Here is a 21,247-nt window from a genome sequence, read left to right as displayed (position 1 = left end):
TAGCGTTGGGCTCCGTCATGCGCAGGAGGACCTGCCCTGTCTGCGCCTGTGAGTCAGCAGATTGGAGATGCGGGATGACTTCTCAGCTCGTCGCGCTCTGCTTCGATGCGAACGACCCGCTCCGTCTCGCGCGCTTCTGGGCCGGAGTCCTGGACTGGGAGATGGCCGACGACCCCCGCGATGGCATCACGCTCCTGCCGAGCGATGACACCGGGTTCCGGATCCGATGTCTTCCGTCCCAGGAGAAGAAGACCGGCCAGAACCAGATGCACTTCGATCTGACGAGCACGTCCCTCGAGGACCAGCGGCAGACGGTGGCGAGGTCGCTCGAACTCGGTGCGCGGCACATCGACATCGGGCAACGCCCGGAGGAGGATCATGTGGTGCTCGCCGACCCCGAAGGCAACGAGTTCTGCGTCATCGGGCCGGACAACAAATTCCTCGCTGACTGCGGATTCATCGGCGCGCTCGCGTCCGACGGTTCGCAGGAGGTCGGGTACTTCTGGAGCGAAGCGCTGGGCTGGCCGTTGGTCTGGGACCAGGACCAGGAGACCGCGATCCGCTCGCCGCACGGCGGTCCGAAGATCACGTGGGGCGGTCCGCCAGTGGCGCCGAAGACCGGGAAGAACAGACTTCACTTCGACCTCGCCCCACCTACGCACGGTGATCAGCAAGCGGAGGTCGACCGTCTCATCTCCCTCGGAGCGACTCGAATCGACATCGGCCAGGGCGAGGTCAGTCAGGTGGTGATGGCCGATCCCGATGGCAATGAGTTCTGTGTGTTGACCCCCCGATAGCGTGACCAGACCCGGGGTGACGCGCCTCCAATCCACCCCGCGGCACGATGTGATGCCGGCGTCGCCGCGGTTCGTGACTCACGCTGCCCAGTAGCAGTTGGCAAGGGCCGACACGACGGTCGCAACCGAAGAACCGCCGGCGTGACTCGTGGCCAAGCCCGTTCAGCTCACTCACGTTTCTGAAATCGTCAAGACCGTCCGGATCTGCCGCAGTCCGAACGCTCGGAGGGTCAGGCCGTGTTTCCCGATAGCCGAGCCCCTTGCGTACACCAGACGCCGAGACCCGCAGACCGCCGGCGCCGCGACCTGCGGCGTTGCAGATGCCCCGTACGGTGAAAATCCCGATTGCCGGGGGCTGAACGTACACTCCCGGCCATGCCCGAGCCCCTGATCGGCTACGCCCACTGCTCCACCGACGACCAAGACCTCACCGCCCAGCAACGGGTGCGGCCTCCGAGAAGATACCGGTGAGCCCGGCTTTGGCGGGGGAGTCCAGCTGCGCGTCCAGGGACTGTCCGCCACGTTGCGCTGGCCGCTGACCTGTCGCGCTTCTCCATCCACACCACCCGGCACCTCTACCTGACCGACCTGGCCAGGACGGGCTGGGAACTGCACGCCATCGCGACGTTCGACGGCCGCCACCGCCACACCGGGTCGACCATGACCTACATCCACCTCTTACTCCGGTTACTCCGGTTGCTCCAGGGCGAACGCCACCCCCATCGCGCGGTCCAGGATCTCCGACAGCGCTCGCGGCTGATCGCTGGCGGTCCACGCGGTCAGAGCGGCCTCGACGCAGCCCAGGGCCGCGGCGATCACGGCGTCGGCGCGCGGGTCGGTGGTGTCGGCCGGGTCGGCTCCGAGGCGGCGGGCTATCTCGGGGCGGAGGAGTTCGTGCCAGCGGGCGTTCTTCTCGCGGTGCCATGCCGCCAGCGCCGGTGTGTTCATGATCAGGCGGGTGAGGCGCCGGGTGCGCCCGTCGTGGCCCTCGTACTGGTCGATCAGCGGATTGAGTGCGCGCCGCATGGCGGCCCAGGGTGCTTCGTCGGACGGGCGGGCGGTGAGCGCGTCCCGCAGGTACTCGCCGGCGTCGGCCGCCGGGCCGAAGAGGGCCTCTTCCTTGGAGTGGAAGTACCGGAAGAACGTGCTGCGGGAGATCTCGGCGGCCGTGCAGATGTCGTCGACCGTCGTCTCTTCGTAGCCGTGTTCGAGGACCAGATCCTGGACGGTCGCGGCCACCTCGGCACGCATGGCCTGGCGTGCTCGCTCTCGTGCGCCGCGCGCAGTCCGGTTCAGGATCATCTCCCCACGGTACTACAAGTCAATGGTGGTACTGTGTCCCACGAATGAGATTGAGTACCTCGATAGAGAGAGTGATGAGCGATGAGTGATAACAAGGTGATCGTCGTCACGGGCGCGAGCGACGGCATCGGGGCAGCCGCGGCGCGGAGGCTGCACGCGGACGGGCATTCCGTCGTCGTCGTGGGCCGCTCCGCCGAGAAGACCCGCGTCGTCGCCGCGGAACTCAGGGCCGACAGCTTCGTCGCCGACTTCACCCGCCTCGACGACGTCGAGCGGCTCGCCGCTGGACTCCGCGCCGCGTACCCGCGGATCGACGTGCTCGCCAACAACGCCGGCGGGGTGTTCGGCACCCGGACGAAGACCGTGGACGGCTTCGAGAAGACGTTCCAGGTCAACCATCTCGCGCCGTTCCTGCTCACGCGGCTGCTCCTAGACACGCTCATCGCCTCGCGGGCGTCGGTGCTCCAGACCTCCAGCACGGTGCGGTTCGCCAAAGAGATCCACCTGGACGACCTCGACCATGACCGCAACTACGACCCGGTCCACGCGTACGGCGCGTCGAAGCTGGAGAACATCCTGTTCACGACGGAACTCCACCGGCGCCACCACGCCGACGGCCTCTCGACGGCCTGCTTCTACCCGGGCAACGTCGTGACGAACTTCGCCTCCGACACCACTAGCCCGATCATGCGTACCGTCCGTTTCTTCGGCACCAAACCGGTGATCCGGAACATTCTGCTGTCCACGCCCGAGCAGGGTGCGGACCAGATCGTGTGGCTCGCCGAAGGCACACCGGGGAGGGACTGGCGGTCAGGGGCCTACTACTACAAGCGCAAGGACGTGGAGCCGAAGAACCCGCAGGCTGTCGACGTCGATCTCGCCCGCAGGCTGTGGGAACGCTCCGAGGAGCTCCTCGCGGGGCGACTGCCCGCATCGGCGTGACGGGCACGGCGAGGGCGCCCTTCGTGGCCGTTGAACACCGTCAGCACGGTGACCGCGGCCAGGCATGCGGCGACCAGGAGCCTGCGCGCCGACCAGGCGGAGGTGACGAACATGACGCGCTGTTCGGGGCCGAGCGCCATGGCGGGCGCCTGCCGCGGTGGCGCGGCGGTCACCTCGGGCGCCGCCGGGAGCGGGCCGGCCACCAGATGACCCAGCAGCGCCGCCACCAGGGCGACGGCGACGAAACAGTTTGCGGAAGGGATGGCACTCCAAGCCGTTGTGCCGGGGGCCCGGGGCTGATCTACGCTGGGGACGGTGACGATTCTTCATCTGGCGCTGGCCGGCGACTGGGCCGAGGCCGCGCGGGCCGGCGAGTACCGCGTGTCCACCTTGGGACGCACCCTCGCGGAGGAGGGGTTCATCCACGCGTGCGCCGACCTCGACCAGTTGCGCGGGGTCGCCGAGCGGTACTACACCGAGGTCACCGAGCCGCTGGTCGTGCTGACCGTCGACCAGGGCCGTCTGGGCTGCCCGGTGCTCTTGGAGGTGCCGCCGGGCGCCGAGGAGGCGTTCCCGCACATCTACGGCCCGCTGCCGGTGGAGGCGGTCGTCTCGGTGTCCCCCTTCGCCCGCTGACCCGCGACCGGCCGGGCGCCGCCGCCCAAGGGACGGGCCTGGCCGCCCGCTCGTGAGCTTGACATCTCAAGCGCTGCTTCGAGGTCAGGTCACCCGCTGCGGCTGAGGTCACATCACACGCACAGCACCCGCTGCAGCCGCCGCGCGGCGAACAGCAGGCCGCCGGCGACCATCGCCAGAAGGTAGGCGGCGTGCACGAGCAGGCCCCAGCCGGGGTCGCCGATGGCCAGGCCGCGCACCAGCTCGACCGCCTGGTAGAGCGGGGTGACCTGGATGAGGACCTGCATCGCCACCGGGTAGTCGCCGACCGGTGAGAAGGTGCCGGAGAACAGGAACAGCGCGAACTGGCCGGTGGACATCAGGTCGAAGTCCTGCCAGCCGCGCATCAGCGTGCTGACCGCCATGCCGAGTGACCCGAACGCCAGCCCGACCAGCATCGTGGCGGGGAACGCCGCCAGCGCCCACAGCGGTGCGGCCAGGCCGAGGACGACCATGACGATCACGAAGACCCCGGTGTACAGGGAGCCGCGCAACATGGCCCAGCCCAGCTCGCCGAGCGCGATCTCGAACGGCCGCACCGGCGTGGCCAGAATCGCGTCGAACGTCTTCATGTACTTCATCTTGAAAAAAAAGTTGTAGGTGGTTTCGGCCAGGGCGCCGGACATCGCGGCCACCGCCAGCATCGCCGGGGCCACGAACGTGGCGTACGGCAGGGTGCGCCCGCCGACCTGCAGGTCGCCGACCAGGGCGCCCACCCCGACGCCGATGGACAGCAGGTACAGCAGCGGCTCGAGCAGGCCCGACACCAGCACCAGCCAGTAGGACGGGCCCGAGCGCAGCGCCCCCAGGTTGCGGTTGATCACCGCGCCGACCCGGCGGGGGGAGATCCGGGTGGCGAGCATCGTGGTCACCATGTGTCAGTCCTGAAGTCGCTTGCGGAATGCGCGGACGGCCAAGGCCGCCCCGGCGGCGGCGAACACCACCAGGTAGGCCAGGTGCGCGGCGATCGGCCACGGGGGAGCGGTGCCCAGTGTCGCGGCCCGGTCGAGCTCGACCCCGTGCCACAGCGGCGACAGGTAGGCCAGCGGCCGGACGGCCACGGGGAGCTGCTCGACCGGGAAGAACACCCCGGCGAACAGGGTGGAGGGGATCAGGACGAACCGGAACAGCAGCGCGAAGTAGCTGTCGTGTTGGATGGTGGCGGCGAAGGCCATCGTCGGCGCCGCCGCGGCGAGCGCCACCAGCCCGCAGACCAGCGGCGTGACCAGGGCCCACGGTGAGTGCAGCGCGCCGAACAGGGCGGTGATCCCAAGGAACACCACCACGGAGATCTCGACGCGGAGCAGGATGTACAGCAGCCAGCCGGACACCATGTCGCCGGGCTCGACGGGGGTGGCGCGCATGGCGTGGTAGGCCCGCACCCACTTGAAGTCGCCGAGCACCGGATAGGTGCACTCGCCGACCGCCATCTGGAACGCCGTGGAGGCCATCACGCCCGGGACGATCCACGACAGGTAGTCGACCCCGCCGATGAGCCCGACGTGGCCGCCGACCCCGACGCCGATGCTCACCAGGAACAGCACCGGCAGGACGAAGGAGGAGAACGCCGAGGCCCGCCACAGCCGGCGGTACAGCGTGAGGGCCCGCTCGAGCACCGCCAGCGTCGAGCGCGCCGAGACCTGGGTGGTGAGGGCGGCCATCAGTCGACCAGGGTGCGGCCGGTGAGGTGCAGGAAGACATCCTCAAGGGTGGAGCGGCGCACGAGCACGCTGGAGGGGGTGAGCCCGCGCCGGTGGACCTCGGCGGTGGCCGCGTCGCCGTCCGCGGCGTACACCAGCAGGCGGTCGGGCAGCGGGTCGATGCGCTCGCCGATGCCGGCGAGCTTGTCCGCCAGCTCGGCGGGGCGCTCGTCGCCGAAGCGCAGCTCGACCACCTCGGGGGTGGAGTAGGTGGCGATGAGCGATCGGGGCGACCCCTCGGCGACGATGCGCCCGCCGTCCATGACCACCAGCCGGTCGCACAGCTGCTCGGCCTCGTCCATGTAGTGGGTGGTGAGCACCAGCGTGGTGCCGCGCCGCTTGAGCTGGAACAGCCGCTCCCACAGCAGGTGGCGGGCCTGCGGGTCGAGGCCGGTGGTGGGCTCGTCGAGCAGGACGATGTCGGGGTCGTTCACCATGGCCCTGGCGATGGTGAGCCGGCGTTTCATGCCCCCCGACAGTGGCTCGACGCTGCTGCCGGCGCGGTCGGCGAGCTGCACGAAGTCGAGCAGCTCGTCGGCCCTGCGGCGGGCCTCGGGCCGGGGGATGCCGAAGTAGCGGGCGTAGGTGGTGAGGTTCTCCCGGACTGTGAGGTCGGGGTCGAGGTTGTCCAGCTGCGGGCAGACGCCGAGCCGCCCGCGGATCTGGACGCCCTGGTGCACGGGGTCCATGCCGAGGATGCGCAGCTCACCGGCCGTGGGCAGCGACACGCAGCTGATCATGCGCATCGTTGAGGACTTGCCGGCGCCGTTGGGGCCGAGGAAGCCGAACGCCTCGCCGGGGGCCACGTCGATGTCGATGCCGTCGACCGCGGTGAAGTCGCCGAAGCGTTTCACCAGGCCACGCGCATGGATCAGAGGTTGCTCAGACACGGAGCAGAACCCTAACGAACTTCACCGACATTCTCGCAACAGGTTTTCGCCCGCCGCGCCGTGCGGGGGAGGCGAGCCCGGTGTCACTCGACGACCAGCTCGACCGGAATGTTGCCCCGGGTGGCGTTGGAGTAGGGGCACACCTGGTGGGCGGCATCGACCAGCGCCCGGCCCGGCTCGCCCTGCAGCTCGTCGGGCAGCTCGACCCGCAGGGTCACCGCGAGCCCGAAGGCGCCGCCCTCGCCGGGCACCAGGCTCACCTCGGCGGTGACCGAGGCGTTGGACACATCGTGCCTCATCCGGCGGGCGACCAGGCCGAGCGCGCTGGCGAAGCAGGCGGCGTATCCGGCGGCGAACAGCTGCTCGGGGTTGGTGCCCTGGCCGCTGCCACCCAGGGAGGCGGGCGGGGCGAGCGTGACGTCCAGCAGCCCGTCGGAGGAGACAGCGCGGCCCTCCCGGCCCGACGCGGTGGCGATCGCGGTGTACAGCGCGCTCATCAGGGGTCCTTCTTTCGTGGAAGACGACGTATTGATTGTGCACAATTCAATTGTGTGCAGTCAAGTTGTAGGATACGGGTATGGAGGACGAGTCGCTGCGGCTGGACAACCAGGTCTGCTTCGCCCTGCACGCCACCTCGCGCGCCATGGACGGCCTGTACCGCCGCGAGCTGCGCGAGCTCGGCCTCACCTACCCCCAGTACCTGGTGATGCTGGTGCTGTGGGAAAGGCGCCCTGGGGACCCGCCGGCCGTCAAGGAGCTCGGCGCGGCCCTGCGGCTGGACTCCGGCACCCTGTCGCCCCTGCTCAAGCGGCTCGAGGCGGCGGGCCTGGTGCGCCGCGAGCGCGACGGCGGCGACGAGCGGTCGGTGCGCGTACGGCTGACCCCGCAGGGGACGGCGCTGCGCCGGCGCGCCGCGCAGGTGCCCGCCCGGGTGTTCGCCGCCACGGGCCTGGACGAGGGTGAGCTGCGCCACCTGCGCCGCGTCCTCGGCCGGGTCACCGCCGCCCTGGACACCGCGGCCGAGGGAGCGTCCCAGCCGAGCTGAGGACCAAGGTCTCTGGCATATCCCCCGCCAGGCGGGAAGCCTCATAGACATGAATGAGCTGGAGCGAATCGACGCCTACTGGCGCGCGGCCAACTACCTGTCGGTCGGCCAGATCTACCTGCTCGGCAACCCGTTGCTGCGGGAGCCGCTACGGCCCGAGCACATCAAACCGCGCCTGCTCGGGCACTGGGGCACCACGCCGGGCCTGAACTTCTGCTTCGCCCACCTCAACCGGGTGATCGAACAGCGCGACCTGGACATGATCTACATCGCCGGGCCCGGGCACGGCGGCCCCGCCACGGTCGCGAACGCCTGGCTCGAGGGCACCTACTCGGAGATCTACCCCTACGTCTCGCGGGACGAGACGGGGATGGCGCACCTGTTCCGCCAGTTCTCCTTCCCGGGCGGCATCCCGAGCCACGCCGCCCCCGAGACCCCGGGGTCGATCAACGAGGGCGGCGAGCTCGGCTACTCACTGGCCCACGCCTACGGCGCCGCGTTCGACAACCCCGGCCTGGTGGTCTCCTGCGTCATCGGGGACGGCGAGGCGGAGACCGCCGCCCTGGCCACCAGCTGGCACTCCAACAAGTTTCTCAACCCGGCCAGGGACGGCGCGGTCCTGCCCATCCTGCACCTCAACGGGTACAAGATCGCCAACCCGGCGGTGCTGGCGCGGATCCCCGAGCCGGAGCTGCTCAAGCTCATGGAGGGGTACGGCTACCGGCCGCACGTGGTCGCCGGTGACGACCCGGCGCGGACCCACCGGCTGATGGCCGAGACCCTGGACACGGTGTTCGACCAGATCGCCGAGGTCAAGGCCGGGTCCGACGACCGCTGGCCCATGATCATCCTCCGTACGCCCAAGGGGTGGACCGGGCCCAAGGAGGTCGACGGCCACCCGGTGGAGGGCACCTGGCGCGCCCACCAGGTGCCGCTGACCGGGGTGCGCGACGACCCCGACCACCTGGTGGCCCTTGAGGAGTGGATGCGCTCCTACCGGCCCGAGGAGCTCTTCGACCGGGACGGCGCCCCGTCCGGGCAGATCGACGCCCTGGTGCCACAAGGGCCGCGCCGGATGAGCGCCAACCCGCACGCCAACGGCGGCGAGCTGCTCAAGCCGCTGGTGCTGCCCGACTTCCGCGACTACGCGACCGAGGTCAAGGCGCCGGCCACCGCCACCACCGAGCCGACCCGGGTGCTCGGCGGGTTCCTGCGTGACGTCATCGCCGCCAACCCGGTCAACTTCCGGCTGCTCGGACCCGACGAGACCGACTCCAACCGGCTGTCGGCGGTGTTCGAGGTCACCGACCGGGCGTGGATGGCCGAGCGGCTGCCGACCGACGAGAACCTCGCCCCCGACGGCCGGGTGATGGAGGTGCTCAGCGAGCACCTGTGCCAGGGCTGGCTTGAGGGCTACCTGCTCACCGGGCGCCACGGGCTGTTCAACTCCTACGAGGCGTTCATCCACGTCGTCGACTCGATGTTCAACCAGCACGCCAAGTGGCTGGAGGCCTGCAGGCACATCCCGTGGCGGCGCCCGGTCGCCTCGCTCAACTACCTGCTGAGCTCGCACGTGTGGCGCCAGGACCACAACGGGTTCAGCCACCAGGACCCCGGCTTCCTGGACGTGGTGGTCAACAAGAAGGCCACCGTGGTGCGGGTGTACCTGCCGCCGGACACCAACACGCTGCTGTCGGTGGCCGACCACTGCCTGCGCTCGCGGGACTACGTCAACGTCGTGGTCGCGGGCAAGCAGCCGGTGCTCGACCTGATGACGATGGAGGAGGCGGTGGCGCACTGCGCCCGGGGGCTCGGCATCCTGCCGTGGGCCTGCACCGATGAGGGAGGCGAACCCGACGTGGTGCTGGCCTGCGCCGGCGACGTGCCGACCCTGGAGACCCTGGCCGCCGCCGACCTGCTGCGCCGCCACCTGCCCGACCTGAAGGTGCGGGTGGTCAACGTCGTCGACCTCATGCGGCTGCAGCCCTCCACCGAGCACCCCCACGGGCTGCCCGACGCCGCCTACGACGCCCTGTTCACCACCGGCAAGCCCGTCATCTTCAACTTCCACGGCTACCCGTGGCTGATCCACCGCCTCACCTACCGGCGCACCGGCCACGACAACCTGCACGTGCGCGGGTACAAGGAGGAGGGCACCACCACCACGCCGTTCGACATGGCGATGATGAACGACATCGACCGGTTCCACCTGGTGATGGACGTCATCGACCGCGTGCCGGGGCTCGGGCAGCGGTGCGCCCACCTGCGGCAGGAGATGACCGACGCCCGGGAGCGCGCCCGCGCCTACACCCGCGAGCACGGCGAGGACGCCCCGGAGATCCGCGACTGGACCTGGCCCCACTAGGGGAGCCGCCGAGCCCTTCCCGCCGGGTGGGAAGGGCTCAGGAGCTGCCGCGCCCGCCGATCTGCGACGGGAGCCGGTCCAGCAGGTTGGCCAGGTCGTCGGCGTGGTCCTCCTCGTCGGCCAGCAGTTCCTCGAACACCCGGCGCGTGGTGGGGTCGCCGTCGCCGATCCACTGGGCGATCTCGGTGTAGGAGGCGATGGCGACGCGCTCGGCGACCAGGTCCTCTTTGATCATCTCGACGAGGTTCAGGCTCCCGTCGTACTGCGTGTGCGCCCGGGTGCTCAGCCTGGCCGGGTCGAAGTCGGGATCCCCGCCCAGCTGGGAGATGCGGTCGGCCAGCATGTCGGCGTGCCGCTGCTCGTCGGCGGCGTGCTCCAGGAACTCCTTGGCCACCGGCTCCGCGTGGATGCCCGTGGCGGTGTAGTAGTGCCGTTTGTACCGCAGGACGCAGACGATCTCGGTCGCCAGGGCCTCGTTGCACACCTGGATGACCCGTGGCAGGTCGGCGCCGTACGCCGCCGTCACGGGGCCCTTGTCGATCTCCGCCCGCGCGCGATCCCGCAAGGCCTGGATATCCGTCAGAAACTCGGCCATGTGGTCGGTGTACCCACGCCGAACGCCGGAAATGCGGTGCGGTGTCCGATTACCCGGGGACCGGCTTGACCTGGAGCCGAGTCCAGCTCCTAGGGTACGAGCCGCCGCCGGGCCCCGGCCGCCCCAGAAAGGCCGGGCCGGGCGGCGCCCGCGACGACCAGCAAGGGAGCATGACCATGCGCTACCGCGTCCTCGGCGGCACCGGCATCGAGGTGAGCGTCCACTGCCTCGGGACCATGATGTTCGGCGCCGTCGGCAACCCCGACCACGACGAGTGCGCCCGCATCATCCACGCCGCCCTCGACCAGGGGATCAACTTCGTCGACACCGCCGACATGTACTCGGCGGGGGAGTCCGAGCAGATCGTGGGCAAGGCGCTCCAGGGCCGCCGCGACGACGTCGTGCTGGCCACCAAGGTGCACTTCCCGATGGGCGAGGGACCCAACCGAGGCGGCAACTCCCGGCGCTGGATCGTCAAGGAGGTCGAGGAGAGCCTGCGGCGCCTGCGCACCGACTGGATCGACCTCTACCAGGTCCACCGCCCCGACCACACCACCGACATCGAGGAGACGCTGTCGGCCCTGGGTGACCTGACGCGCCAGGGGAAGATCCGCGCCTTCGGCTGCTCGACCTTCCCGGCCGAGGAGATCGCCGAGTCCCACCACGTCGCCGAGCGCCGCGGCCTGCCGCGCTTCAGGACCGAGCAACCCCCCTATTCGCTGCTCGCCCGGGGGGTGGAGTCCTCGGTGCTGCCGGTGTGCCGGCGCTACGGGATGGGGGTGCTGACCTGGAGCCCGCTGGCCTCGGGCTTCCTGACCGGCAAGTACCGCAAGGGCCGGCCCGTCGATCTGTCCACCGGCCGCGCCGCGCTCACCCCGGCCCGCTTCGACCCCTCCATCCCGCGCAACGCCGCCAAGCTGGAGGTGGTCGAGCGGCTGGTGGAGGTGGCCGAGGGCATCGGCCGCTCGCTGCCCGAGCTGGCGGTGGCGTTCGCGGCCGCGCATCCGGCCGTCACCTCGGTGATCGTCGGGCCGCGGACGATGGAGCAACTGGAGGACCTGCTGAAGGGCGCCTCGCTCACCCTGGACGACGCGACGCTCGACCTGATCGACGAGATCGTGCCGCCCGGCACCGATGTGTACAACCCCGACGGGGCCTGGCGCCCGCCGGCGCTGACCGATCCCGCCCAGCGGCGGCGCCCGGTGCCCGAGCGCGCCGCCGGCTAGGCGGGCGCGCCCCGGTCACCGGGTGTGCGCAGGGGTCAGGCCCGGCGGGCGACGGCCGTGATGAGCGGCTGCAGCAGCCGGGCCGCGAGCGGCCCGAACGCCGCCAGGATCAGCACGTACCCCGCGGCCAGCGGCCCGAGGTCCGGGTGCGCCCCGGCCGCCACGGCGAGCCCGGCGATGACGATGTTGAACTCGCCACGCGGGATCAGCGCGATGCCGGCCCGGGCCTGCCCGGCCTTGGCGATGCCCGCGCGGCGGGCGGCGTAGACGCCGGTGGCCAGCTTGGTGATCATGCTGATCAGGGCGAGCAGCGCGGCCGTACCGGCCATCGGCCAGATCGCCGCCGGGTCGGTCTGCAGCCCGAAGAACACGAAGAACACCGCGGCGAACAGGTCGCGCAGCGGGATCAGCAGCGCCCGGGCCTCGTGGGCGAGCTCGCCCGACAGGGCGATGCCGACCAGGAACGCGCCGACCGCGGCCGACACCTGCAGCTGCTGGGCCACGCCCGCCACCAGCAGTGCGAGGCCCATCACCTTCAGCAGCAGCACCTCGGAGTTGGGGCTGGCCACGAACGCCTCGATGAACCGGCCGTAGCGCAGCGCGACCAGCAGGACCACGCTGACGGTGGCCAGCGCGATCGCGACGGTGATCGCGCCGCCCATGAGGCTGACGCCGGCCAGGATCGCGGTGAGGATCGGCAGGTACAGCGCCATCGTGAGGTCTTCGAAGACCAGCAGCGACAGCACCACGGGGGTCTCGCGGTTGCCGATCCACCCGAGGTCGGACAGCACCTTGGCGGTGATGCCGGAGGAGGTCGCGTAGGTGACTCCGGCCATGGCCACGGCCGCGACCGGGCCCCAGCCGAGCACCAGGGCGGCGACCGCCCCGGGGGCGGCGTTGAGCACCAGGTCCACCAGGCCGCCGCGGGCGTTGCCGCGCAGGCTGGTGACCAGTTCGTCGGCGTTGTACTCAAGGCCGAGGGTCAGCAGCAGCAGTACGACCCCGAGTTCGGCGCCGACCGCGATGAAGTCCTCGCTGGTCGCCAGGGGCAGGATGCCGCCCTGGCCGAACGCGAGCCCGGCCAGCAGGTACAGAGGGATGGGGGAGATTCCGGCACGCAGCGCCAGCGCTCCGAGCACGCCGAGCGCGAGGACGATACCGCCGAGTTCGATGAAAAGTATTGCCGTGTGCACGCCGGCTTATCCGTGGGACAGGATGTCGGCGACAGCGGAGGTGCTCTCGGGGCTGCCCACCACCACGACCACGTCCCCGCTGGCGAGCGGGAAGTCGGGGTTGGGGCTGGCGTGGACCTGACCGCCCCGCACGACCGCCACGATGGAGGCGCCGGTACGGGTGCGCACGCGCGCGTCCCCCATCGGCCGCCCCGCGTACGGGGAGTCGTCGAGGATCGGCAGCTGGACGCTGACCAGCCCCTCGACCTCGCGGTGCAGGGCGTTGAGCCGCTGGACGATGCGAGGCGCGCCGAGCAATTCGACCAGCGCGTCGGCCTCCTCGTCGTTCAGCTGGACCGCCTCGCACGCCCGGTCGGGGTCGTGCCGGTCGTATATGACAAGGTCGCGCCGGCCTCCGCGGTGGGACACCACGGCGATCCTGCGGCCGGCCTGGGTGGTGAACTCATGTTTGAGCCCTATGCCCGGCAGCGCGGTCTGTTCGATCTCCACCGAGCTCTCGCCCCATTCAGCTGTACGACGGTCATTGCCTTGGCCCGACAACGGGATTTGTACCCATATACGGGACGACCAGTGAGATTAGCATGAAGCGAACAGAGGAAACCCCTGCCCGGCCGGTTGGTCACACCACCAGGCTCAGGGCGAGCACCAGCACCAGCCCGACCACCGAGATCACCGTCTCCATCGCCGACCAGGTCTTGAGGTTCTGGCCCACGCTCAGGCCGAAGTACTCCTTGACCAGCCAGAACCCCGCGTCGTTGACGTGGGAGAAGAACAGCGACCCCGCGCCGATGGCCAGCACCAGCAGCGAGGTCTGCCCGGTGTCCAGCGTGGTCACCAGCGGGGCCAGGATCCCCGAGGCGGTGACGGTGGCCACCGTGGCCGACCCGGTGGCCAGGCGGATGAGCACCGCGACCAGCCAGGCCAGCAGCAGCACCGAAAGCCCGCTGCTCTGCACCCAGTCGGCCACCAGCTTGCCGATGCCGGTGTCGACCAGCGTCTGCTTGAACCCGCCGCCCGCCGCCACGATCAGCAGGATGCCCGCGATCGGCGGCAGCGCCCGCTCCAGCGAGGTGGCCAGCGCCCGGCGGTCCATGCCCGCCCCGCGCCCCAGCGTGAAGATCGCGACCAGCACCGCGATGAGCAGCGCCACCAGCGGGGTGCCGAGGAAGTCCAGCGCCGAGCGGACAACGGTGCCCTTGGCGGCGAACAGGTCGGCCACCGCCTTGCCCATCATCAGCACCACCGGCAGCAGGACGGTGGCCACGGTGACGCCGAACGAGGGCCGCCGCACGTCGTCCTCATCGCGCCTGGCGTCGAACAGCTCCGGCGCCGGGACGTCCACCCACCGGGCGGCGAACCGGGCGAACAGCGGGCCGGCGATCGCCACCGTCGGCACCGCGATCAGCACGCCCAGGCCCAGGGTGATGCCGAGGTCGGCCTTGAGCGCGTCGATGGCCACCAGCGGCCCCGGGTGCGGGGGCACCAGCCCGTGCATGACCGACAGCCCGGCGAGCGCCGGGATGCCGACCCGCACCAGCGACAGCCCCGAGCGGCGCGACACCAGGAAGATCACCGGCATCAGCAGCACGAGCCCGATCTCGAAGAACATCGGCAGGCCGATCAGCGCGCCCACCGCCGCCATCGCCCACGGCAGGGAACGGGGGCTGGAGCGGCCGACGATGGTGTCCACGATCTCGTCGGCCCCGCCGGAGTCGGCCAGCAGCTTGCCGAACATCGCGCCGAGCGCGATCAGCGTGCCCACGCCCGCCGCCGTGCTGCCGAACCCGTTGGTGAAGCTCGTGATCACATCGGCCATCGGCAGTCCCGCGACGGCGCCCACGGCCAGCGAGCCGAGCGTCAGGCTGAGGAAGGGGTGCAGCCTGAACCGGGTGATCAGCAAGACGATCAGCGCGATGCCGATCAGCGCCGCGGGCAGCAGCCGCCCGGTGGGGATCGCCGCCTCCGGCGCGGCCAGGGCGAACAGCGCGGTGCTCACCTGACTGCTCATCTCACTCTCCTTCGCCCGCGAGGGGACGGGGGCCCGCCGGGGGCGGCGGGGTCTCGGGCAGGGTCTCGGCCGGGGTCTTGGGCGCAGTCTTGGGCGGGGGCGCGGCGGCCAGGTAGTCCTCCACCAGCTCGTCCACGGTGCGGCCGAGGTCCAGCACCACGCCGCGCTCGTCTTCCTCCAGGGGCTCCAGCGTCTGGAACTGCGAGGCCACCAGGGAGGCGGGCATGAAGTGGCCGGGACGGCCCGCCACCCGCCGCCGCACGACCTCCTGGTCGCCGTGCAGGTGGACGAAGCCCACCCCCGGCGCCGCTTCGCGCAGCACGTCGCGGTAGGAGCGCTTGAGGGCCGAGCAGCTCACCACACCCCCGCCGGCCACGTGGCCGGCCAGCCAGGCGCCGATCGAACGCAGCCACGGCAGCCGGTCGGCGTCGTCCAGCGGGACGCCCGCCGACATCTTGTCCACGTTGGCCTGGCTGTGGAAGTCGTCGGCGTCGGCGAACGGCACCCGCAGGCGCTGCGCCAGGGCCGCGCCGACGGTGGTCTTGCCGGAGCCGGTCACCCCCATGACGACCAGCAGCGGCGCCGCGAAGGTTTGACGCGGCGCGGCCGGGGGAGTCGGGGGCGGGGGATCGGTGGGGTTCATGGGCGCCTCTCGGGTGGAACTGCCCGACAGGGTGTCACGAATAATCATCCGTAATCAAGAGGTAACGCCCAATTAATCATATCTTTCAGGCCGCAGGGACACCGAAGCCGCGCGCCGTGGGAAGATTGGCGACCGTGGGAGCCAAAGACCAGACCAGTGCGGGCCTGCACGGCAGCGTCCTCGACGAGCTCGGCACCCTGATCACCTCCGGCGCGTTCCCCCCCGGTCACGTGCTGCGCATCGAGCAGCTCGAAGACCGCTTCGGGGTGTCGCGCTCGGTGATCCGCGAGGCCATCCGCGTCCTTGAGTCCATGGGCCTGGTCACCAGCCGCCGCCGCGTCGGGGTCACCGTCGCCCCGCGGCCGGAGTGGAACCTCTTCGACCCCCGCATCATCCGCTGGCGGCTGGACGGCGCCGACCGCGACGAGCTGCTGGCCTCACTCGGGCAGCTGCGGCGCGGTGTCGAGCCGGTGGCGGCCGCTCTGGCCGCCCGGCACGCCACCCCCGAGCAGTGCGGCGCGCTCACCGGCGCGGTCATGCAGATGGCCGTGCACGGCCGCTCGGGCGACCTTGACGCCTACCTGGCCGCCGACATCGCCTTCCACCGCACCCTGCTTGCGGCCTCGGGCAACGAGATGCTGGGGGCGCTCACCGACGTGGTCGCCGAGGTGCTGGCTGGCCGCACCCACCACGACCTGATGCCCGCCCACCCCGAGCCCGCGGCCATCCGCTGGCACGCCGAGGTGGCGCAGGCGGTGCAGGCGGGCGACGGCGAGGCCGCCGAGCGCGCCATGCGCGACATCGTCGAGGAGGCCAACCGCGCGATGCTCGCCGCCCCGTCCGCCAAGACCCCCTGACCGCCGGTCGGGTCAGAACGGGAGGTCGCCCGGCTTGGGGCCGTCGTCGCCCCGCCGCCACCGCTCGGCCTCCACGATCGTGAACGCCGAGGTGAGCGCGGTCAGCACGCAGCAGGCGAAGAACAGCGGCCAGACCTGGTGCACCGCCCCGTAGACCGCCAGGGTCACGAAGAAGAGCACACCGGCGCACGCGGCGATCAGCCGGGCGTTCGGCGGCCAGTGGCGCGTGCCGGTGCCGCCCGGGCCCGGTGAGGGCAGCCGGTCGTCCCGGCGGAGGCGGTCTCGGTGCTGTGGCGGGGCCCCGGGCTCGCGGCCGTGGCCCTCTGAACGATCCATGCTCCGAGCCGTACCCCTGGCCCCGGGACCTGTACCGGGACACGCGGGAGGCCATCGGGAGATTCACCATCCCATGGCAATGAAGATCCTGATATGTCGCACTATCGGGCGATCAGCACTCCGGACCACCGACGATTCAAATGTGCTTGCCGATAAAAACCGTCGGCAGGGCGTGGCCGCATGTTCCAGACGAGCCGGGACCGCCACGAGCCGCGGCCCACCCCCGACAGCGACATCCGGGCCGCCTCGACATCCCCCCGGCCTCCAAAAGACTCGGCTTCAAATGTCGGGCCTCTCGACGCCCCGTCGGTAGGCGGAGCACCTGGTGGTCTCGAACAGCCCGTCGCGGCGGCCCTTGACGCTCAGCGGACGTCCCGGCTAGCCGGCTACGGCTCTTCTTTCCCGTGATCTCACCCAGGCGGTGAAGCCCTCGATCGCCTCGATGACCGCCTCGAAGCGGACCGAGTGGTACAGGTCGAAGGCGTGGTTCCCGCCGCGCAGCTCGGCGTAGACGACGGGGGCGGCCGAGGTCTGGCGTAGGTGCTCGGCGAAGTGCCGGGCGTCTGCCGCGGGCACCAGCGGGTCCAGATCGCCGTGGGCCACGAGGAACGGCGGTGCGTCCGGTGCGATGTGGGCCAGCGGCGAGGACTCGGGGCCCTGGCCGAAGTAGGTGCCGTACCAGCCGTTCAAGTAGACGGCGCCGGTCACGGAGGTGTCGGCGGCCTCGAAGCCCGGCTGGAAGGCGGGGTCGTTCTGGGTGAGCGCGGCCAGCGCCGCCATATGCCCGCCCGCCGAACTGCCCGCGACGAACAGCGTCGACGGGTCCGCGCCGTACTCGTGGGCGTGCTCGCGTACCCAGGCGATGATCTTCTTGAGGTCGATCAGGTGGTCCGGGTGCTGGGCCTCGGGCCGTAGCCGGTAGTTGGCGCTGATGCACACCCATCCCTGGCCGGCGAGGTGGTAGAGCAGGGGAAGTGACTGGCTGTTCTTGTGGCCGCCGGAGTAGGTGCCGCCGTGCATGTGGATCATGACGGGCGCGCCTTCCGGGCGCGAGCGGTGATGGTAGAGGTCAAGCAGGTTGCGGCGACCCGCGTCGCCGTAGGCGAGGTTGGCCACGCGCCGGACGTCCAGGCGGCGCCGGAAGATGGGCAGGAGCAGGATGCGGGCCAACGGGGGACGGCGCCGCAGTCCAACGCTGAGGTCGGCGTCGATGGCGGCGCGCCACCCCGCGCCCAGCCCTTCGTCCATGACGCGCTCGATCCTGGCCCGCTCGCCCATCGCGCGGTAGGCGATGACCGCGAGCCCGATCGCGGTCACGGCGGCCAGGGCGACGGCCGCCCAGCCGCCCGCCGAGTCGATGTCACCTTCGGCGAACGCCAGCGACGTCGGGAGCAGCAGCATCCAGAAGAAGGCCGCGAACGGCAGTTCGTTGGCGGCCAGGCCGAAGTAGTAGCTCACGCGGCCGAGCGGGCGCGAGAACGGCACCGGCCGTAGCGCGAACAGCGTGCCGATAGCGACGAGCGCCACAGTGAACAGATACCCGAAGGGCACGGAACCTCCAAAGATCGCATCCTCGCGGATGATCCTAGAAGGACCGCTATATGCTGTCCAAGACTAGTTCTTCCATATATTCATAGCTTTAGAGGCATAATGGATCTGCTGTCGCTGCGCTATTTCCAGGCCGTGGCGCGCCACGAGCACATCAGCAGGGCGGCTGAGGAGCTCCGCGTCGCCCAGCCCTCGCTCAGCCGGACCATCGCGCGGCTGGAGGCCGACGTGGGCGTGCCGCTGTTCGACCGGCACGGCAGGCGGATCCGCCTCAACCAGTTCGGCGCCGCATTCCTGCGCCGGGTGAACAGGGCCCTGGCCGAGCTGGACGACGCCAGACGCGAACTCTCCGACGCCGCCGGCCTCGCCCGCGGCAGCGTCTCGCTCGCCTCGGAGACGCTGCTCACGATCACCGAACCGGTCAAGAGCTTCATCGCCGAGCATCCAGGTGTCGCCGTGCGTCTTTTTCAGGCGACACCGGAGGTCATGGCCGAGCGGCTGAGCGAGGGACAGGTCGACTTCTGCCTGGCCTCCGAGGTGCTTGACGGGCCGGGGCTGGGCCATGAGGTGCTGCTCCGCGAGGAAGTCCTGCTCGCCGTGCCGCTCGGGCACCGGCTCGCCGGCCGGCGGGAGGTGACCATGGCCGACCTCGCGGGCGAACCCGTTGTCACCACCCGGCCGGGGATTTGGCAGCGCACGCTGGCTGAGCGGCTGTTTTCCGAGGCCGGGTTGGAGCTGGTGGTCGCCTGTGAGATCGACGAGGCCACCACGGGCATCGAGATGGTCATCGCCGGGCTCGGCGTGGGGTTCGGGCCCGCGTGGTATCTCCACTCGCCGCTGGCGGCATCGCAGCTGCCGTTTTCTCCCGTACGGCTGGCGGCTCCCGGCGCCGAGCGGGTACTGCGGCTGTTCTGGCGGGAGGGGGCCTACGTGTCCGAGGCGGCCCGCCGCTTCCGCGACCACCTGACCGCCTCGCTGATGGCGACTTAAGGCCGAAATCTCGCCATTCAGCCCCTTATATCGATGAGGGTCGCGTTCGCGGCGACGTGGGTCTCAGCACGTACGTAGTTCTGATCGACGTGCGACAGGCGGCTTCGGGTCAGCGCCTCATCACCGTCCTTGATCACGGGGGTAAGTCCGACGTTGCAGGCCTCAGCCACCAGCGACTGCGGCAGGTCGTGCATCCGGGTGGAGATATCGGCCAGGTGCACGTAGGCGTCCAGGAACCCGGTCCAGGCGTGGACCTCCAGCAGGAGCTCGGGCAGGTCGACATGTGGCAGCATCGTCTGGCACGCGGCGCGCAGCCATTTCAGTGACGCGCTTTCGCCCACCGATCCGAGCTTCTCCACCGATAGCCGGGCATGCCCATCCGACGGGTCACCACCCGGAGGCCACCCGTTGTGCGCGGCTGTGCTGCCACCGCTGATCCAGTGGCCGGCGCCCGGGCACTGAGTCCCGCCGTCAGTCTTGGGACGCGACGGTGAGGATGCTGCACACCTGGTCCGCAGAGCAGCCGCCCGGGTCCGTGGCCGAGGCACGGCGTTGCAGGTCGCCCAGGACGGTGCGGGCCTGGGTGAGTTCGGCGAGACGTTGCTCCACCTGGGCCAGGTGCTGGTCGATCAGGTCGGTGACGTGCTGGCAGGGTGCCTGACCGCCGTCGCGGATCACAAGGACGCTCCGGATCTCCGCGAGGGTGAGTCCTGCCGCCTGCGCATCGCGGACGAACGCCAGCCGCGCAACGGCCTCGGCCGGGTAGTCCCGATAGCCGGCCGGAGTCCGGGGAGGGCTGGCCAGCAGCCCGGACTCTTCGTAGAACCGGATGGTCTTGGCGGTGAGACCCGCCTGAGCGGCCAGAACGCCGATACGCATGCTCCCAGCCTACGGTTGACCTTCCAGTGCGCTGGAACCTCTATGGTCGAGGTCGAGATTTCTGGACGAGCCACTGGGGAGGCGATCATGCTGGAGTTGACGGTCCTGACCGTGCCGGATTGCCCGAACGATCCGGTCATGCTGGAACGCCTCGCCGAGGCCCTGGCCGATCATCCGGACGCCCACCTGGTCCGCCATGTGGTCCAGAACGAGGCGGACGCCGCCCGACTTGAGATGCACGGGTCCCCGACCCTGCTCGTCAACGGCGTCGACCCGTTCGCCGCCCCGGGCGCCCTGACCAGCGTGTCCTGCCGGATCTACCGCGACGAGACCGGGAACACCGGGGGCGCTCCCTCGGTGGCGGCCCTGCGTCTCGCACTCAGCCAGGCCGCCGAGCCTTCCGGCCCGGTACTCCCGGACGCGGTGGGCCGTGCCGGACTGGGACGACTCGCGCCGGTCGAGGGCGGGCTGCGCGCGGTCCATCAGCGGGTGCTGCGGGCCTTCGCCGAGACCGGAAAGCCACCATCGACGGCCGAACTGGACGAGGCAGCCGCCTCGTTCGGCACTGACGGCCGAACAGTCCTGGCGCTGCTGCACGCCGCGGACTTCCTGCGCCTGGACTCCGGTGGAGCGATCAGCGCGGCCTACCCCTTCTCCGCCGCGCCCACCCCGCATGTTGTCCGGATCCAGGACGGCCCGACGGTGTTCTCGATGTGCGCGATCGACGCGCTCGGGATCGCTGCGATGCTCGGCACCGCCGTGACGATCTCCTCAGCCGAGCCCGGCACCGGCCAACCGATCACCGTGATCGTCCCCGCAAACGGCGGACGGGCGGTCTGGGAGCCGGCCGGCACCGTCGTCTTCACCGGCCAGCAGGACAGCCGCAGAGCCTGCGGCCAGCCCGATGCCGCGGTGCCGTCGGTCGCCGCGGATGTGTGCTGCGGCTTCATCAACTTCTTCACTAGCGGCACCAGTGCCGCCGCCTGGGCGGAAGACCACGCCGAGGTGACCGGGACGGTCCTCAACCAGGCAGAGGCCTTGGAGCTCGGACAGCGCATCTTCGGGCCCCTGCTGACCGCCACCGGCTGATATCCCGAAGGTCTCCCGGGACGATGTCGGGGTACCGCTTGGAGTGCAGAAGATCCACATGGCGACGGATCGACGTCGGCCGGATCGAGGACTGCCATCGTCCACCAGGACGGCTGCTTGATCTAACTACGTTCGGCCACCGCAGGACGGAGGGATGCGCGCGAATC

At 70.6% G+C, this 21,247-nt stretch carries 23 protein-coding genes and 1 pseudogene; 10 read left to right on the top strand and 14 right to left on the bottom strand.

Features of this window, described 5'->3' with window-relative positions:
* Positions 1-17: 17 nt before the first annotated feature.
* A complete protein-coding gene (locus ACOZ38_RS19350) occupies positions 18-797 on the top strand; it encodes a VOC family protein (RefSeq protein ID WP_424537043.1) in 780 nt (259 codons plus the stop codon).
* Positions 798-1,484: 687 nt separating this feature from the next.
* Here ACOZ38_RS19350 and ACOZ38_RS19345 read toward each other — a convergent pair.
* Positions 1,485-2,099 carry a TetR family transcriptional regulator gene (locus ACOZ38_RS19345; RefSeq protein WP_424532384.1) on the bottom strand — a complete coding sequence of 205 codons (615 nt, stop codon included), beginning with the start codon at positions 2,097-2,099 and terminating at the stop codon, positions 1,485-1,487.
* Between the two features lie 81 nt (positions 2,100-2,180).
* On the opposite strand from ACOZ38_RS19345, the gene ACOZ38_RS19340 reads away from it, so the two are divergent.
* From ACOZ38_RS19340 to ACOZ38_RS19330, 3 genes are all read left to right on the top strand, one after another.
* Complete coding sequence (locus ACOZ38_RS19340) at positions 2,181-3,041, top strand: SDR family NAD(P)-dependent oxidoreductase (RefSeq protein ID WP_424532382.1); 861 nt, start codon at positions 2,181-2,183, stop codon at positions 3,039-3,041.
* Between the two features lie 48 nt (positions 3,042-3,089).
* Positions 3,090-3,251: a hypothetical protein gene (locus ACOZ38_RS19335; RefSeq protein WP_424532381.1), complete on the top strand. Its 162-nt coding sequence runs from the start codon at positions 3,090-3,092 to the stop codon at positions 3,249-3,251.
* Between the two features lie 105 nt (positions 3,252-3,356).
* Positions 3,357-3,677 carry a DUF952 domain-containing protein gene (locus ACOZ38_RS19330; protein ID WP_424532379.1) on the top strand — a complete coding sequence of 107 codons (321 nt, stop codon included), beginning with the start codon at positions 3,357-3,359 and terminating at the stop codon, positions 3,675-3,677.
* A gap of 113 nt (positions 3,678-3,790) precedes the next feature.
* On the opposite strand, the gene ACOZ38_RS19325 is transcribed toward ACOZ38_RS19330, so the two are convergent.
* The 4 genes from ACOZ38_RS19325 to ACOZ38_RS19310 form a co-directional block, all read right to left on the bottom strand.
* Positions 3,791-4,591, bottom strand: coding sequence for an ABC transporter permease (locus ACOZ38_RS19325; protein ID WP_424532377.1), 801 nt, complete (start codon positions 4,589-4,591; stop codon positions 3,791-3,793).
* A gap of 3 nt (positions 4,592-4,594) precedes the next feature.
* A complete protein-coding gene (locus ACOZ38_RS19320; RefSeq protein WP_424532376.1) occupies positions 4,595-5,377 on the bottom strand; it encodes an ABC transporter permease in 783 nt (260 codons plus the stop codon).
* Positions 5,377-6,306, bottom strand: coding sequence for an ABC transporter ATP-binding protein (locus tag ACOZ38_RS19315; protein WP_405149274.1), 930 nt, complete (start codon positions 6,304-6,306; stop codon positions 5,377-5,379). Before ACOZ38_RS19315 ends, ACOZ38_RS19320 begins: the two co-directional genes overlap by 1 nt.
* Before the next feature lie 83 nt (positions 6,307-6,389).
* The gene (locus ACOZ38_RS19310) at positions 6,390-6,803 is read right to left on the bottom strand and encodes an organic hydroperoxide resistance protein (RefSeq protein WP_424532374.1); all 414 of its coding nucleotides are present in this window, start codon (positions 6,801-6,803) and stop codon (positions 6,390-6,392) included.
* Positions 6,804-6,883: 80 nt separating this feature from the next.
* On the opposite strand from ACOZ38_RS19310, the gene ACOZ38_RS19305 reads away from it, so the two are divergent.
* Positions 6,884-7,351 carry a MarR family winged helix-turn-helix transcriptional regulator gene (locus ACOZ38_RS19305; RefSeq protein WP_405149277.1) on the top strand — a complete coding sequence of 156 codons (468 nt, stop codon included), beginning with the start codon at positions 6,884-6,886 and terminating at the stop codon, positions 7,349-7,351.
* 49 nt (positions 7,352-7,400) lie between these two features.
* A complete protein-coding gene (locus ACOZ38_RS19300) occupies positions 7,401-9,716 on the top strand; it encodes a phosphoketolase family protein (protein WP_424532372.1) in 2,316 nt (771 codons plus the stop codon).
* Positions 9,717-9,753: 37 nt separating this feature from the next.
* On the opposite strand, the gene ACOZ38_RS19295 is transcribed toward ACOZ38_RS19300, so the two are convergent.
* A complete protein-coding gene (locus ACOZ38_RS19295; protein WP_424532371.1) occupies positions 9,754-10,311 on the bottom strand; it encodes a ferritin-like domain-containing protein in 558 nt (185 codons plus the stop codon).
* A gap of 170 nt (positions 10,312-10,481) precedes the next feature.
* On the opposite strand from ACOZ38_RS19295, the gene ACOZ38_RS19290 reads away from it, so the two are divergent.
* A complete protein-coding gene (locus tag ACOZ38_RS19290) occupies positions 10,482-11,537 on the top strand; it encodes an aldo/keto reductase (RefSeq protein WP_424532369.1) in 1,056 nt (351 codons plus the stop codon).
* A gap of 35 nt (positions 11,538-11,572) precedes the next feature.
* Here ACOZ38_RS19290 and ACOZ38_RS19285 read toward each other — a convergent pair whose 3' ends face one another.
* The 4 genes from ACOZ38_RS19285 to ACOZ38_RS19270 form a co-directional block, all read right to left on the bottom strand.
* Positions 11,573-12,730: a cation:proton antiporter gene (locus ACOZ38_RS19285; RefSeq protein WP_424532368.1), complete on the bottom strand. Its 1,158-nt coding sequence runs from the start codon at positions 12,728-12,730 to the stop codon at positions 11,573-11,575.
* 6 nt (positions 12,731-12,736) lie between these two features.
* Complete coding sequence (locus tag ACOZ38_RS19280) at positions 12,737-13,219, bottom strand: cation:proton antiporter regulatory subunit (RefSeq protein WP_424532366.1); 483 nt, start codon at positions 13,217-13,219, stop codon at positions 12,737-12,739.
* A 130-nt stretch (positions 13,220-13,349) separates the two neighbouring features.
* Positions 13,350-14,738, bottom strand: coding sequence for a GntP family permease (locus tag ACOZ38_RS19275; protein WP_424532364.1), 1,389 nt, complete (start codon positions 14,736-14,738; stop codon positions 13,350-13,352).
* Between the two features lies 1 nt (position 14,739).
* Complete coding sequence (locus tag ACOZ38_RS19270; protein WP_424532362.1) at positions 14,740-15,381, bottom strand: gluconokinase; 642 nt, start codon at positions 15,379-15,381, stop codon at positions 14,740-14,742.
* A 134-nt stretch (positions 15,382-15,515) separates the two neighbouring features.
* On the opposite strand from ACOZ38_RS19270, the gene ACOZ38_RS19265 reads away from it, so the two are divergent.
* Entirely contained in the window at positions 15,516-16,238 is a 723-nt protein-coding gene (locus tag ACOZ38_RS19265) for a FadR/GntR family transcriptional regulator (RefSeq protein WP_424532360.1), read from the top strand.
* Positions 16,239-16,250: 12 nt separating this feature from the next.
* On the opposite strand, the gene ACOZ38_RS19260 is transcribed toward ACOZ38_RS19265, so the two are convergent.
* On the bottom strand, positions 16,251-16,574 hold the full coding sequence (locus ACOZ38_RS19260; RefSeq protein WP_424532358.1) for a hypothetical protein: 324 nt from the start codon (positions 16,572-16,574) through the stop codon (positions 16,251-16,253).
* A 378-nt stretch (positions 16,575-16,952) separates the two neighbouring features.
* Positions 16,953-18,125 carry an alpha/beta hydrolase gene (locus ACOZ38_RS19255; RefSeq protein WP_424532356.1) on the bottom strand — a complete coding sequence of 391 codons (1,173 nt, stop codon included), beginning with the start codon at positions 18,123-18,125 and terminating at the stop codon, positions 16,953-16,955.
* A gap of 99 nt (positions 18,126-18,224) precedes the next feature.
* Here ACOZ38_RS19255 and ACOZ38_RS19250 point away from each other — a divergent pair, with 99 nt between their 5' ends.
* Entirely contained in the window at positions 18,225-19,112 is an 888-nt protein-coding gene (locus ACOZ38_RS19250; protein WP_424532354.1) for a LysR family transcriptional regulator, read from the top strand.
* 29 nt (positions 19,113-19,141) lie between these two features.
* Here the strand turns inward: ACOZ38_RS19250 and ACOZ38_RS19245 are convergent.
* Positions 19,142-19,492 (bottom strand): annotated as a pseudogene (locus tag ACOZ38_RS19245) (Tn3 family transposase); the annotation flags it as partial.
* A gap of 91 nt (positions 19,493-19,583) precedes the next feature.
* A complete protein-coding gene (locus tag ACOZ38_RS19240) occupies positions 19,584-19,991 on the bottom strand; it encodes a heavy metal-responsive transcriptional regulator (RefSeq protein ID WP_424532353.1) in 408 nt (135 codons plus the stop codon).
* Positions 19,992-20,078: 87 nt separating this feature from the next.
* Between ACOZ38_RS19240 and ACOZ38_RS19235 the strand changes: the two genes are divergently transcribed.
* Positions 20,079-21,080, top strand: coding sequence for an alkylmercury lyase family protein (locus tag ACOZ38_RS19235; protein ID WP_424532352.1), 1,002 nt, complete (start codon positions 20,079-20,081; stop codon positions 21,078-21,080).
* Positions 21,081-21,247: the final 167 nt, after the last annotated feature.

Source organism: Sphaerisporangium viridialbum, assembly GCF_049674955.1.
Taxonomy (GTDB): domain Bacteria; phylum Actinomycetota; class Actinomycetes; order Streptosporangiales; family Streptosporangiaceae; genus Sphaerisporangium; species Sphaerisporangium viridialbum.
The sequence above is the reverse complement of the archived record's forward strand: the minus strand, read 5'-3'. Positions and strand labels throughout refer to the sequence as shown.